Source organism: Photorhabdus hainanensis, assembly GCF_018448965.1.
GTDB lineage: Bacteria > Pseudomonadota > Gammaproteobacteria > Enterobacterales > Enterobacteriaceae > Photorhabdus > Photorhabdus akhurstii.
On sequence record NZ_RCWD01000025.1, the window covers coordinates 40,602 to 55,867 of the forward strand.

The 15,266-nt window shown below is 44.6% G+C and carries 6 protein-coding genes and 1 pseudogene; 4 read left to right on the forward strand and 3 right to left on the reverse strand.

Annotated elements, in window-relative coordinates:
• Positions 1–60 precede the first annotated feature (60 nt).
• Positions 61–287: pseudogene (locus tag EAE92_RS24680) on the forward strand (transposase); the annotation flags it as partial.
• Between the two features lie 467 nt (positions 288–754).
• Positions 755–1,963: a phage tail protein gene (locus EAE92_RS15695; protein WP_214068745.1), complete on the forward strand. Its 1,209-nt coding sequence runs from the start codon at positions 755–757 to the stop codon at positions 1,961–1,963.
• A gap of 159 nt (positions 1,964–2,122) precedes the next feature.
• Here EAE92_RS15695 and EAE92_RS15700 read toward each other — a convergent pair whose 3' ends face one another.
• From EAE92_RS15700 to pth, 3 genes are all read right to left on the reverse strand, one after another.
• Positions 2,123–2,695 (reverse strand): nuclear transport factor 2 family protein, encoded by a 573-nt coding sequence (locus EAE92_RS15700; protein WP_214068746.1) that lies wholly within the window; start codon positions 2,693–2,695, stop codon positions 2,123–2,125.
• Between the two features lie 422 nt (positions 2,696–3,117).
• The gene (ychF, locus tag EAE92_RS15705) at positions 3,118–4,209 is read right to left on the reverse strand and encodes a redox-regulated ATPase YchF (protein ID WP_214068747.1); all 1,092 of its coding nucleotides are present in this window, start codon (positions 4,207–4,209) and stop codon (positions 3,118–3,120) included.
• 134 nt (positions 4,210–4,343) lie between these two features.
• Positions 4,344–4,934, reverse strand: a complete 591-nt coding sequence (gene pth / locus EAE92_RS15710; protein WP_214068748.1) for an aminoacyl-tRNA hydrolase — start codon at positions 4,932–4,934, stop codon at positions 4,344–4,346.
• Positions 4,935–5,212: 278 nt separating this feature from the next.
• Here pth and EAE92_RS15715 point away from each other — a divergent pair, with 278 nt between their 5' ends.
• Positions 5,213–7,156, forward strand: coding sequence for a phage tail protein (locus EAE92_RS15715; RefSeq protein ID WP_214068749.1), 1,944 nt, complete (start codon positions 5,213–5,215; stop codon positions 7,154–7,156).
• 249 nt (positions 7,157–7,405) lie between these two features.
• The gene (locus tag EAE92_RS15720; protein WP_214068750.1) at positions 7,406–15,250 is read left to right on the forward strand and encodes an Ig-like domain-containing protein; all 7,845 of its coding nucleotides are present in this window, start codon (positions 7,406–7,408) and stop codon (positions 15,248–15,250) included.
• Positions 15,251–15,266 lie beyond the last annotated feature (16 nt).

The window sequence follows — 15,266 nt, forward strand, 5'->3', positions numbered from 1 at the left end:
ATGATGGTATGAATTAGAAGCTAAGCAAAGGTATGAACTGGTGAAAATCCTACGATAGGAACGCAAGTTTATTTTGCACATCCTTATGCTTCTTGGGAACGCAGAGTGAATAAAAACACAAATGGATTGATTTGTCAGTATCTTCCAAAGAGCACAGATTTTTCATCGGTGATAGAACAGGAAATAAGATTCGTATGAATAAACTAAATAATTGCCAACGTGAGACACTGGGGTATAAAACACCTAATGAGTTATTTTTAAATAAAGCAAATTATTTTATAGTATAGGTAAAATTATTTGCATTTATTATGTGAATGTAAGAAAATGAATAGTTACAATTAAAGATTACGTTCAATTATATTAACTTATTGGTTAAAATATTTTTGTTGTATGTTCATCTTATCTATTCTACCGTGAAGAGCATATACCTAATAATATAATATGGGTTTATTATGTGGATAATTATTGTTTTTATTATGGTGAAGTAAATGTTATTAAAAATATTTTCGAGATGAAATGGATGAAAAGAGTTACTTTCATATATTAGATGAAAATGGTTTTAATATATGTCTGGTTTTAGGTGGTTTTGTTTTTCATTGCCATCAATTATAAAAATAGTTATCAATTTAAGTTGTAAGAATGTTCCATTATTATTTTTCTAGGCTAGACTATGATTGAAGTGAGTTTTTGAGAGTGGTTTACAGTAGTTTAATATGTTATTTATAAAATAATATTATTTTATTTTGGAGGATGTATGAGTCCCAGAAATGATTTTAAATCTTTTTCTATTGGTAATAATGCTAATGTAGTGAGTCAAGGAGAATATGAACAAAGTCCAAATTTAAAGACTGGATTCCCACCGGATAATATTACTGTTCATTTGCTCAATAAGGTATTACGTCAGTCGTCGACAATAGCCTCTGTTGTGGCTAATTTTATCGAAACATATTCCGGCAATGATGTTTTGGATGATGGGGATATCGTTAAACTCGCCGCCCAATTAAATAGCGCGTTAGAACAAAAAATTGCAACCGAAGTACCAAATGCCTCATTAACACAAAAAGGTGTTACTCAGCTCACAGATAAAACCGGCAATAGTAATACCCTTGCGGTAACGCAGAAGCTCGTTTCTGATGTAAATGATAATGCTAATAACCGGTTGGCGAAAGACCAAAATGGCGCAGATATTCCTGATAAGAAAGCATTTGTGGAAAATCTCAATTTAGAAGTTATTAGTACAAAGCCGGTTGTTGTTGGGACTAATACAGCTTCTACAATCGATAATTTTGATAACATTCCTCAGAATTCGACATATTTTGGCTATCCAGTAGGACTAAATGGCCCAGGTATACATGGGCCAGGAATGAGATTTTCAGGAGGGTATGGGACCTTTAAGGCTTATGAGCTGATGATTCACTCCTCATACTTGCCGAAGAGCGAATTATACTATAGAACGCACAATGGTGACGGTAACATCAATAAATGGAATCCGTGGTACAAAGTCTGGTCAACAAGCAATGCCAAGCCGGATACTAATGGCAACTTAAAAGTCTCTAGTCCAGTGGTAGATATTCATCCAGATGGGACTTACCAGTTAACTCGCGAAGCGGAAGGGGTGACGGTCGAGCGGATAGAGACAGGGAAATATCGTATCTGCGGCTGCAATGGTTTTGCTAAAGATGGAGAGTGGGGAATTCATGGTGGTACCATTGTTCCGGCAGACAGCAACGGGTTAAATCTGATTTGGGTTTGTGAATCGGTAGACCCATCTAGTGGTGATATAACCATCGAATGTTATCATCGTCAAAATAGAGATGCGCCAATATTTGCTCAAAATAAGCGAGTCAAGCGTATTAATGATGACGGGAAAGCCGTTTATTACCATGATGGTGAGTTATGCGATATTCCTGATGGTCGAGTAATTAATGTTCGAGTGCAACTGCCGGAAAAACCACAGGAATAATGCAATTGGAAATAGGCGGTTTTTTCTGACTAGCCGGTTTTGTAAAGAATTGCGCATACAAGTTATCATGCTCCCCACCACTATTGGGGCAGACCCAAACATATAACATTGCAACATTTACGGACTCGCTCTTAAGCAAGTCCGTACGAAGTTGTTGAATCAATTACTAACACCTATCTGTTTCATAAGCACAGAATCGTCCCAGAAGAGATACTCTTCATCCATAACCCCTTGTTTGTTCCAGTGTCCGAGTGTCGCCATAGGGAGGTGATACGCCTTACCTGTAGGTTTAATAACCTTACCATCTGGGAGAACCATAGGTTTCGTAAATGTTCCATCTGTAAATCCCGTAACAGCGGTCCATTCCGCATCAGCGGTACCAAACCGTACCGGGTGCTCTGTGATTCGGTTATCAGGAGCAAATGTCCACATATACTTCAGATCGTCAAGATGCTGTCGAATACCCTTAGTAGTATGACCATCAGGGTAGTGAACAATAATGTTCATGGCATGGCTCTTATGTAGATCCCACCATCTTTGGTCTGTATAGACACGGAAATCAAGATCGTCAAAGTTAGCCAAATTTCTTTCCAGAGCTTTGGGCATCCCTTTGATTTTAGGTGCTGGTTGATCTACTTTGGTGCCGGGCCAATTGTTTTGCACCGCAAGCGCTACCGGGCTGGCAGTAAGCAGTAGAAGCGTGAATAACGATAACCTCTTGTGACTTTTCATGGTCTTTCCTCTTTGTTAGTACTAAAGGAACTAAAAGATTGTTTTATAAAGATTTAAGTATTTCTGGACTCCTTTATTAGGTAAATTAAAAATGATTGTTCATCGGCTTGTTTGAACTTTGACTAGATAGAGAAGAACCACCCAAAACAACGTAATTTAATAGGATAAGTGACTAAACGGACTCACACCGGATAACTATCGTATAGAAAGCCATCAGTAAAAACATACTACGCCTAATAGAAAAGCATGTAAATAGTCACATAAAGTAATTATAACCATTAAAAACAAAATGGCTCGGATTAGCTGTTTCTACACCAAAACTGGCTTCCATTAAAAACAAAAATCCACGCAACCGCGTGGATTTTAAGAGTTTTAATCAGTCTCAGAGATATCTTGCGATGTTGTCAGAGATGAAAAGTCAATTAGACGTTAAACAAGAAGTTCATCACATCGCCATCTTTAACGACATAATCCTTACCCTCTGAACGCATTTTACCGGCCTCTTTTGCACCTTGTTCACCTTTGTAAGCGATGAAATCTTCAAAAGAGATGGTTTGTGCACGGATAAAACCTTTTTCGAAATCAGTATGGATCTTCCCGGCTGCTTGTGGCGCGGTTGCGCCAACTGGGATAGTCCATGCCCGAACCTCTTTCACGCCGGCAGTGAAGTAAGTTTGCAGATTCAGTAACTGATAACCAGCGCGGATAACGCGATTTAAACCGGGTTCTTCCAGGCCAAGTTCAGCCATAAACTCTTCGCGTTCATCATCTTCCAGCTCCGCGATATCCGCTTCTACCGCGGCACAAACCGGAACGACCACCGAACCTTCTTTTTCTGCGATCGCACGAACAGCATCCAAATGTGGGTTATTTTCAAAACCCTCTTCGTTGACGTTAGCGATGTACATGGTGGGTTTCAGTGTCAGGAAACTCAGATAACGGATAGCCGCTTTCTCTTCGGTGCTAAGATCCAACGCCCGCAACATACCCGCTTGTTCCAGATGAGGCAGACATTTTTCCAGTACTGTCAATTCTGCTTTGGCATCTTTATCGCCGCCTTTGGCTCTTTTCTGGACACGATGAATGGCTCGTTCGCAGGTGTCCAGATCGGAAAGGGCCAGTTCGGTATTGATGATCTCAATATCAGCAGCAGGATCAACTTGACCGGAAACGTGAATGATGTTGTCGTTGACGAAACAGCGCACAACATGGCCGATAGCTTCTGTTTCACGAATGTTGGTCAGAAACTGGTTGCCCAAACCTTCACCTTTTGACGCGCCTTTTACCAGACCCGCGATATCGACGAATTCCATTGTGGTCGGTAGGATTCGCTGAGGTTTCACAATTTCCGCCAGTTGTTCAAGCCGTGGATCTGGCATAGGGACGACACCAGTATTGGGTTCAATAGTGCAGAACGGGAAGTTTGCTGCTTCGATACCTGCTTTAGTCAGCGCATTGAATAATGTTGATTTTCCGACGTTAGGCAGGCCGACGATACCGCATTTGAATCCCATGATTTTCACCTTAAATTACTTATAAATCAAAAGGCTGTGTTAGCCTGTTTGATGAGTCAAAAAAATTGGCGCCATTATACACGGAATGGCGGGCTATCACGATCTTACAGACAAGATTTATCGATTCCATGTCATTAAGCGCCGGCTTTGAAGCTATGTAAACGATTGATTGCCTTATTCATATCTTGTTTCATCAGGATATCAGTACAACGCAGCGCTTCATCAATTGCGTCATCGATCAGCTTTTGTTCACTGGCTGGTGGTTTGCCTAGCACAAAGCCAATCACTTTATTTTTGTCGCCGGGATGGCCGATACCGATACGTAAGCGGTGAAAGTTAGGATTATTGCCAAATTTATTCTGAATATCTTTCAAGCCATTATGACCGCCATGACTGCCACCCAGTTTCATTTTTGCCACTCCTGGCGGTAAATCGAGTTCATCATGGGCCACCAGAATTTCATCCGGTTGGATACGGTAGAAAGAGGCGAGGGCAGCGACAGATTTACCACTGAGATTCATAAATGTCGTCGGAACTAACAGACGAACATCGTGACCGCAGATATTGATCCGGGCGGTGTAACCAAAAAATTTACTCTCTTCTTTTAGTGACTGATTGTGGCTTTGAGCGAGCAGGTCAACATACCAGGCTCCGGCATTGTGTCTGGTTTGGGCATATTCAGCACCAGGATTAGCCAGACCGACGATTAATTTTATGTTACTCACTATTTTTCTTCACTTTTGGCATAAAACAAAAAGAAGGCTAGTGTACCTGCCGGGTGCGACGAGTACAAAGTTCAGTTTGATTATTCTTTCCTTTAAGTGATTACTGATGGTTATCGAACAATAAGTTATTTTTAGGATGTGAAATTGTAAGGAATAATTATAAAAAATAGTTGTCAACCTAAGTTTTAAGAATGTTTCATTATTCTGATTCTAAGCTAGAATATAATTGAAATAACTTATTGATTATAAATTGATATTATTTAATTTGAGGAGAATATATGAAACTCAAGAATGATTTTAAAGCTTTTTCCATTAGTAATAATGCCAATGTAGTCAGTCAAGAAGGATATGAAGATAGCCCGAGTTTAAAAACAGGATTTCCCCCGGAAAATATTACCACTCATTTACTCAACAAGGTATTACGTCAGTCGTCGACAATAGCCTCTGTTGTGGCTGATTTTATTGCGACATATTCTGACAATGATGTTCTGGATGATGGGGATATAGCTAAACTGATTGTCCAATTAAATAAAGCGTTAGAGCAAAAAATCGCAATACAAGTACCAAATGCTTCATTAACACAAAAAGGTGTTACTCAGCTCACAGATAAAATAGGTAATAGTAATACTCTCGCCGTCACTCAGAAGCTAGTTTCTGATGTAAATGATAATGCTAATAACCGATTGGCAAAAAATCAAAATGGCGCAGATATTCCTGATAAAAACGTATTTGTGAAAAACCTCGGCTTATCGGAAACCGTGGAATTGGCGAAAAATGCAGTATCGGCCAACGGGGGGAATTATCCACAGTATTTTAGATTTAAACAGGTTGAAACGCTTCCCACTGAACGTAATGCGACGATGTTAGTTTCTTTACAGGGGGCTAGACCGGCAAATGAGATAGTTGGGTTTACACTTTACAATTGGTATGACAATTATATTAAAACGGGGATTGTGCGTGGCGGTAGCGTCGATACCTACGGATATACGATAGATATTAATGGCAAACGGGTTTTTTCTGTTTCTCCTGCGGGTCAGATTGAAGCTGCGTCAGCGAATATAAATGGGAACGCTAGGTTTAAACAAGTCGAGACAATTCCAAACGAACGTAATGCGGTTGTGTTAGCTTCTGAATCTGGTGGAAGACCGGCGGGTACAATAGTCTCGTATACACTTTACAATTGGTATGACAATTATGCTAAAGCCGGTATTGTGCGTGGTGGTAGTGTAGATACCTATGGATATTCTATAGATATTAATGGTAGACGGGTTTTCTCTGTTTCTCCTGCGGGTTTAATTGAAGCAGCGTCAGCGAATATAAGGGGGAACGCGGGTGTTTTTAATGTAATACATGACACCGGTAAACATGCCTATTTTCAGTTTATTGAGGGAGCAAAAAGAACGGCCTACGTTGGATTTCCAGGTGACGGGTCACCGGATTTTGATATTTGTAATGAAAAAAAATCTAGCAAATTGACAATCGGTGGAGAGTTGGCCGCATATATTAATAACAATCGGGTTTTCTCTGTTTCTCCGGTGGGTCGGATTGATGCCGGGTCGGCAAATTTAAGGGGGGTCGGGGATGTTTTTAATATAGTATATGACACGGGTAGACACGCATATTTTCAGTTTTTTGAGGGGGGAAAAAGAACCGCCTACATTGGAGTTCCAGGTGACGGCTCATCGGATTTTGATATTTGCAATGAAAAAAGATACGGCAGATTGACAATCGGCGGCGATAAATTGCAATATAACGGTAATCCTATTGCCATCCTGAATAATAACTGTATCGCTGACACTAACGGCAATCTCAAAGTATCCAGCCCCGTAGTAAGTATTTATCCAGACGGAACTTATGAGCTAACTCGTGAAGCGGAGGGTATGACTGTCGAGCGGATAGAGACAGGGAAATATCGCATCAGCGGCTGCGACGGTTTTGCTAAAGATGGGGCATGGGGAATTCATGGTGGTACCATTGTTCCGGCAGACAGTAACGGGTTAAATCTGATTTGGGTTAATGAATCAGTAGATATGCCTAGTGGAAATATAACCATTGAATGTTATCATCGTCAAAATAGAGATGCGCCGATATTTGCTCAAAATAAACGTGTTAAGAGTATTAGCGATGGCGGGGAAGTCGTTTATTACCATGATGGTGAACTATGTGATATCCCCGATGGCCGAGTGATTAATGTTAGAGTTCAACGGCCTGAAAAATCATAATAATTAAGTGCTAACTCATAATCACCAATAAGCAGAAAACCCGTTGAACTATTTGCACAACGGGTTTTTTCTGAAAATTGCGTAGGTACTTAATGTCGCATTGGGTAAGAATTTACGATGGTTTTGCTAAGTGATTACTAATGGTTATTGGCTGATAATTTATTTTCATTATACAAAGCTATAAAAAGTCATTTAATGTGCTCAGTAGCTATAAATGAATATAACGGCGGAAACTTTATGGTAATACTGATGAACATCAATCGTATTTTTCGTAACGTAATAAGTTATAAAGTAAATAAGCGTGTACTCATGGCCTGTTTTTTATTTGCCGCGTTTATGCCACTGAAAAGTTATACTGCGTTACCTGAATTAGGAAACTCTTTGATTGGTGTTGAAAATTGTCAGGATTACCCAAAATCCGCCATGAAGCAAAATCAGGTTAGTAAGAAATTACACGAAAACGTTACTCATAAAGAGAAAAAGCGATCAGAGCAGAGGCGGTGCGGTAAATTTTTATCAAAGAAAAGCGTAATAGGAAAAAACGATAGCGGTGAAAAACCAAAAATACCCCAGTTACATGAAAATGCTCCTAAAGATGATAATCAAAATACCCCTCCTTTAATCTTATCTCGTGGCACTGAACTTTTAGGGTTATTAAATTCAGATCCAAAAAAATTAGCTCAGGATTATATTGTCAATAAATTAAATAATCAGATAACAAGTAATACCCAGAAGTGGTTATCCCAGTTTGGCACAGCTAAAATTAATTTAAATGTTGATCATCATGGGCGCCTGGATGAAAGTTCCGTAGACTTACTCGTGCCTTTCTATGATGATAAAGACCACTGGCTTGTTTATAGCCAATATGGATATCGTCATAAAGATAGCCGTGACACTGTGAATTTAGGCATTGGAACCCGTTTATTCATAAACAATTGGATGTATGGGGCGAACACTTTTTACGATAATGATTTAACCGGTAATAACAGCCGATTTAGTCTGGGCGGTGAATTGTGGACTAACTACCTAAAAATGTCTGCTAATGCATATTTTCGCTTGAGTGATTGGCATAACTCTCGTGATTTAACCAATTATTATGAGCGCCCTGCAAATGGTTATGACCTTATTGCCGACATGTATTTACCTGCAATGCCGTCACTCGGCGCCAAAATAAAATATGAACAATATTTTGGTGATAATGTTGCGTTATTCGGAAAGGACAATAGGCAAAAAGATCCCTATGCAGCAACTATTGGGGTAAATTATACCCCGATTCCACTGATCACTGCGGGAGTTGACTATAAATTAGGGAAAGATGGAAAGAGTGATGGCATATTTTCGTTTAATGTGAACTACCGATTTGGTGTTCCGTTATCAGAACAACTCTCACCTGAAAATGTTTCTTCACTACGAAGCTTGGCTGGAAATCGTTATGACTTAGTGGAAAGAAATAATAATATTATTTTGAATTATCTGAAAAAACCACAACGTTTTAGGTTACTGGTTCCTGTATTAGAAATTAGTGGTTACGGTGGTGAAATTAAACCAATACAAATTCAATCTGATACTTCATTAAAAGATATTACCTGGGAAATGCCTGAATTATTCCAGAAGCATGGCGGGATTATAAACATAGAAAGTACTCATGGTTATACTATTCAGTTACCGGAATATCAGCCTGATGGAAAAAATGACTATACCATAACAGGTACAAGTAAAGATGGGCAGCAGGGAGTACAGATACAAACCCATGTATTACAACGTAATATTTCTTTGAGTGTTAATACAACCGATCCTTTAATTGCTGATGGCAATGCGAAATATGTCTACACAGCTACTCTGCTTGGCGCTGACAAAAAAACACCGATCGAAAATGCTAAATTGATTTGGGATACGGATAAAAAAGATCCTGGATTGAAATTAAAGCCTGATTCAGAGGCAACAGATAAAAATGGACAACAGACTGCAACATTAACCAGTACAACACCATTATCCGATATACAAGTCAGCGTCAGTATTAATGGCGAACGTGTTACGACGGATAAAAAAGTCAGCTTTACTGAGTCCAGCAACAGCTACCGAGTCTCTAGCGTGACGGTGGAAGTGGATAAAGACCAGGTGCGCTACAACAACGGCAGTGACACTTATACCTTCACGGCGATGGTGGTGGACGCGCATGGCAAGCCGGTAGCGGATAAACCGATCGACATTGACTGGCAGACCAATCCAAAGACTGACGGGTTAAAACTAACGAAACAGAGCAATGCGGTGAGTAACGCGCAGGGGCAGGTCACGGCAACCTTAACCAGCACGGCGGCGGTGAAGGATGTACAGGTATCGGCGAAAACGGCTACCCAGCAGACGGCGGTGAATGCTAATAGAAAAGTCAGTTTTACGGAGTACAGCGCCAGCTATTATGTCGCCAGCGTGACGGTGGATGCGGATGATAAAGACAAGGTGCGCTACAACAACGGCGCTGACAGTTATACCTTCACGGCGACGGTGAAGGACGGGCACGGCAATCTGGTGGTGGGTAAACCGGTCGACATTGACTGGCAGACAGATAAAGCGGTGGCCGGGTTAAAACTGACGAAACAGAGCAGCCCGGTAAGTAACGCGCAGGGGCAGGTGACGGCGACGTTAAGCAGTACGGTGGCGGTATCTGATGTGCAGGTATCGGCGAAAACGGCTGCCCAGCAGACGGCGGAGAACGCGAATGGAAAAGTCAGTTTTACGGAGTACAGCGCCAGCTATTATGTCGCCAGCGTGACGGTGGATGCGGATAAAGACAAGGAACACTACAACAACGGCAGTGACAGTTATACCTTCACGGCGACGGTGAAGGACGGGCACGGCAATCTGGTGGTGGGTAAACCGGTCGACATTGACTGGCAGACAGATCCAAAGACTGACGGGCTAAAACTGACGAAACAGAGCAATGCGGTGAGTAACGCGCAGGGGCAGGTGACGGCGACGTTAAGCAGTACGGTGGCGGTATCTGATGTGCAGGTATCGGCGAAAACGGTTACCCAGCAGACGGCGGAGAACGCGAATGGAAAAGTCAGCTTTACGGAATACAGCGCCAGCTATTATGTCGCCAGCGTGACGGTGGATGCGGATGATAAAGACAAGGCGCATTACAACAACGGCAGTGACAGTTATACCTTCACGGCGACGGTGAAGGACGGGCACGGCAATCTGGTGGTGGGTAAGCCGGTCGACATTGACTGGCAGACCGATTCAAAAGCTGACGGGTTAAAACTGACGAAACAGAGCGATTCGGTGAGTAACGCGCAGGGACAGGTGACGGCGACGTTAACCAGCACGGCGGCGGTGAAGGATGTGCAGGTATCGGCGAAAGCGACGGCGAACCCATCATGGGTCAAGGCCGATAGCCCGGTGAGCTTTGAGGAGCTGAGTAGCAGTTATCAAGTCACCGGCGTGACGGTGGAAGTGGATAAAGACAAGAAGCGCTATAACAACGGCAAGGACAGTTATACCTTCATGGCGACGGTGGTGGACGCGCATGGCAAGCCGGTAGCGGATAAACCGATTGAGATTGACTGGCAGACAGATCCAACGGTTGAGGGGTTAACCCTGACGAAACAGAACAACTCGGTGAGTAACGCGCAGGGACAGGTGACGGCGACGTTAACCAGCACGGCGGCGGTGAGGGATGTGCAGGTATCGGCGAAGGCGGCGGCGAACCCGTCGTGGGTTGACGCTGATCAAAAGGTCAGCTTTGAGGAGCTGAGTCACAGTTATCGGGTCACCGGCGTGACGGTGGAAGTGGATAAAGACGAGAAGCGCTATAACAACGGTACCGACAGTTATACCTTCACGGCGACGGTAGTGGATGCGCATGGCAAGCCGGTAGCGGATAAGCCAATCGACATTGACTGGCAGACAAACCCAAAGGCTGATGGGTTAACCCTGACGAAACAAAGCAATGCGGTGAGTAACGCGCAGGGACAGGTGACGGCGACGTTAACCAGCACGGCGGCGGTGAGGGATGTGCAGGTATCGGCGAAGGCGGCGGCGAACCCGTCGTGGGTTGACGCTGATCAAAAGGTCAGCTTTGAGGAGCTGAGTCACAGTTATCGGGTCACCGGCGTGACGGTGGAAGTGGATAAAGACGAGAAGCGCTATAACAACGGTACCGACAGTTATACCTTCACGGCGACGGTAGTGGATGCGCATGGCAAGCCGGTAGCGGATAAGCCAATCGACATTGACTGGCAGACAAACCCAAAGGCTGATGGGTTAACCCTGACGAAACAAAGCAATGCGGTGAGTAACGCGCAGGGACAGGTGACGGCGACGTTAACCAGCACGGCGGCGGTGAGGGATGTGCAGGTATCGGCGAAGGCGGCGGCGAACCCGTCGTGGGTTGACGCTGATCAAAAGGTCAGCTTTGAGGAGCTGAGTCACAGTTATCGGGTCACCGGCGTGACGGTGGATGCGGATAAAGACAAGGAACACTACAACAACGGCACTGACAGCTATACCTTCACGGCGACAGTGAAGGACGGGCACGGTAATCTGGTGGTGGGTAAGCCGGTCGACATTGACTGGCAGACCAATCCAACGGTTGACGGACTAAAACTGACGAAACAGAGCAATGCGGTGAGTAACGCGCAGGGACAAGTTACCGCGACCTTAACCAGCACGGCGGTGGTATCTGATGTGCAGGTGTCGGCGAAAACGGCTACCCAGCAGACGGCGGAAAACGCGAATGGAAAAGTCAGTTTTACGGAGTACAGCGCCAGCTATTATGTCGCCAGCGTGACGGTGGATGTGGATAAAGACAAGGCGCATTACAACAACGGCAGTGACAGTTATACCTTCACGGCGACGGTGAAGGATGGGCACGGTAATCTGGTGGTGGGTAAGCCGGTCGATATTGACTGGCAGACAGATCCAAAGACTGACGGGCTAAAACTGACGAAACAGAGCAATGCGGTGAGTAACGCGCAGGGGCAGGTGACGGCGACGTTAAGCAGTACGGTGGCGGTATCTGATGTGCAGGTATCGGCGAAAACGGTTACCCAGCAGACGGCGGAGAACGCGAATGGAAAAGTCAGCTTTACGGAATACAGCGCCAGCTATTATGTCGCCAGCGTGACGGTGGATGCGGATCAAGACAAGGCGCACTACAACAACGGCAGGGACAGTTATACCTTCACGGCGACGGTGGTGGATGGGCATGGCAAGCCGGTAGCGGATAAAGCGATCGACATTGACTGGCAGACCAATTCAAAAGTTGATGGGTTAACCCTGACAAAACAGAACAATTCGGTGAGTAACGCGCAGGGGCAGGTGACGGCGACCTTAACCAGCACGGTGGCGGTGAAGGATGTGCAGGTATCGGCGAAAACGGCTACCCAGCAGACGGCGGAAAACGCGAATGGAAAAGTCAGTTTTACGGAGTACAGCGCCAGCTATTATGTCGCCAGCGTGACGGTGGAAGTGGATAAAGACAAGAAGCGCTACAACAACGGCACGGACAGTTATACCTTCACGGCGACGGTGAAGGACGGACACGGCAATCTGGTGGTGGGTAAACCGGTCGATATTGACTGGCAGACTGATTCAAAAGTTGACGGGTTAAAACTGACGAAACAGAGCGATTCGGTGAGTAACGCGCAGGGACAGGTGACGGCGACCTTAACCAGCACGGTGAGGGTATCTGATGTGCAGATATCGGCGAAGGCGGCGGCGAACCCGTCGTGGGTAGATGCTGATCAAAAGGTCAGCTTTGAGGAGCTGAGCCACAGTTATCGGGTCACTAGCGTAACGGTAGATGCGGATGATAAAGACAAGGCGCATTACAACAACGGCAGTGACAGTTATACCTTCACGGCGACGGTGAAGGACGGGCACGGCAATCTGGTGGTGGGTAAGCCGGTCGACATTGACTGGCAGACCAATTCAACGGTTGACGGGTTAACCCTGACAAAACAGAGCGATTCGGTGAGTAATGCGCAGGGGCAGGTGACGGCGACCTTAACCAGCACGGCGGCGGTGAAGGATGTGCAGGTATCGGCGAAAACGGCTACCCAGCAGACGGCGGAGAACGCGAACGGAAAAGTCAGTTTTACGGAATACAGCGCCAGCTATTATGTCGCCAGCGTGACGGTAGATGCGGATGATAAAGACAAGGCGCATTACAACAACGGCAGTGACAGTTATACCTTCACGGCGACGGTGAAGGACGGGCACGGCAATCTGGTGGTGGGTAAGCCGGTCGACATTGACTGGCAGACTGACGCAAAAGTTGACGGGTTAACACTGACGAAACAGAGCAATTCGGTGAGTAACGCGCTGGGACAGGTGACGGCGACCTTAGCCAGCACGGCGGCGGTGAAGGATGTGCAGGTATCGGCGAAGGCGGCGGCGAACCCGTCGTGGGTCGATGCTGATCAAAAGGTCAGCTTTGAGGAGCTGAGTCACAGTTATCGGGTCGCCAGCGTGACGGTGGAAGTGGATAAAGACAAAGAGCACTACAACAACGGCAGTGATAGTTATACCTTCACGGCGACGGTGGTGGATGGGCATGGCAAGCCGGTAGCGGATAAAGCGATCGACATTGACTGGCAGACCGACGCAAAGGTTGACGGATTAACACTGACGAAACAGAGCGATTCGGTGAGTAACGCGCAGGGGCAGGTCACGGCGACCTTAACCAGCACGGTGGCGGTGAAGGATGTGCAGGTATCGGCGAAAACGGCGGCGAACCCGTCGTGGGTCGATGCTGATCAAAAGGTCAGCTTTGAGGAGCTGAGTCACAGTTATCGGGTCACCGGCGTGACGGTGGAAGTGGATAAAGACAAAGAGCACTACAACAATGGCATTGACAGTTATACCTTCACGGCGACGGTGAAGGACGGGCACGGCAATCTGGTGGTGGATAAACCGATCGACATTGACTGGCAGACCGACGCAAAAGTTGACGGATTAAAACTGACGAAACAGAGCGATTCGGTGAGTAACTCGCAGGGACAGGTCACTGCGACGTTAAGCAGTACGGTGGTAGCGATTGATGTACAAGTGTCCGCAAAAACAGCTACTCAGCAGACGCCAATGAATGCGGATAAAAAAGTCAGTTTTATTAGCCCTGATGAGCTTGCTTCTCTTACTGTTAGCCCCGATCACGTAACAGAAGGAGAAGGCGAGGGGCATACTTATACCTTTACTGCCACAGTAAAAGATTTTTCTGGGCAGGCGAAAAGTGGTGCTACGGTAGCTTGGAGTGTAACAAATAGTGAGGGAGTTACTATTGCTGATGAAAACTTGGTTACTCAGGTAGTGGGTGATGGTAAAACAGATGCTGATGGGAAAGCGCAATATCAGGTATATAGTAAAAGTGGCGGGTTTGTTGCTGTTATGGTAACAGCCAAAGTGAATGATTCATCTGTTGGTTCTAAGAATAAAACGGTGGAAATTAAGGCTAATGAGCAGGATGTTACTGGCTTCTTTATAATGGATTATGACACTACAGATGGAAAACCGATCGGGTCTTCGGTTCCAAAAGAAAGAATGAATTTTGCTTGGCCAAAAATGAGGTTTAACCCCGAGTATTTGCCTGGAAAATTAACTATAGCTGGTTATACAGGAGTATATGATTCAAGTAATAGAAACATAATTGATGTAGACAGAAAGTATTTTCAAGTTAAAAAAGCAGGAACGGCTACATTAACTACGACGTTTACACACCCAAAATCTGGCCGGTATTTAAAATATATTATTCCCGATGTGAAAATTGATCACTTTGTAATTGTTGATTCTAGCTCGACAGGACCGGGGATTGGTTACGCTTACTCGGAGGATCGTATTGACACGAGTAAACCTTTACCTCGTTGTACAAGAGGAAATAGGATAAAGGAGAGTGATCTTGGTAGCTCAATTGATTATCTGGTTAATGATTTGAATTTAAATCTTCTGAAAAAAGGTTTGTTAGGTAATCCAACTACAGGGCTAGTTAATAACAAAATAACAATGGGCGGGTTGTATGTAGACAATAGTATTCAGGCTCATTTGTTGAATAAGAAAATATCAGACTCAGGGGCTTATGTAGTTTTATGTGAGGAGTAGGGAGGAAATAATAGGT

Bases quoted from the DNA above. Each gene is read 5' to 3' on its own strand.
- EAE92_RS15720 (WP_214068750.1), top strand. From the start codon at position 7,406: ATGAACATCAATCGTATTTTTCGTAACGTAATAAGTTATAAAGTAAAT.
- EAE92_RS15695 (WP_214068745.1), top strand. From the start codon at position 755: ATGAGTCCCAGAAATGATTTTAAATCTTTTTCTATTGGTAATAATGCT.
- EAE92_RS15700 (WP_214068746.1), bottom strand. From the start codon at position 2,695: ATGAAAAGTCACAAGAGGTTATCGTTATTCACGCTTCTACTGCTTACT.
- ychF (WP_214068747.1), bottom strand. From the start codon at position 4,209: ATGGGATTCAAATGCGGTATCGTCGGCCTGCCTAACGTCGGAAAATCA.
- EAE92_RS15715 (WP_214068749.1), top strand. From the start codon at position 5,213: ATGAAACTCAAGAATGATTTTAAAGCTTTTTCCATTAGTAATAATGCC.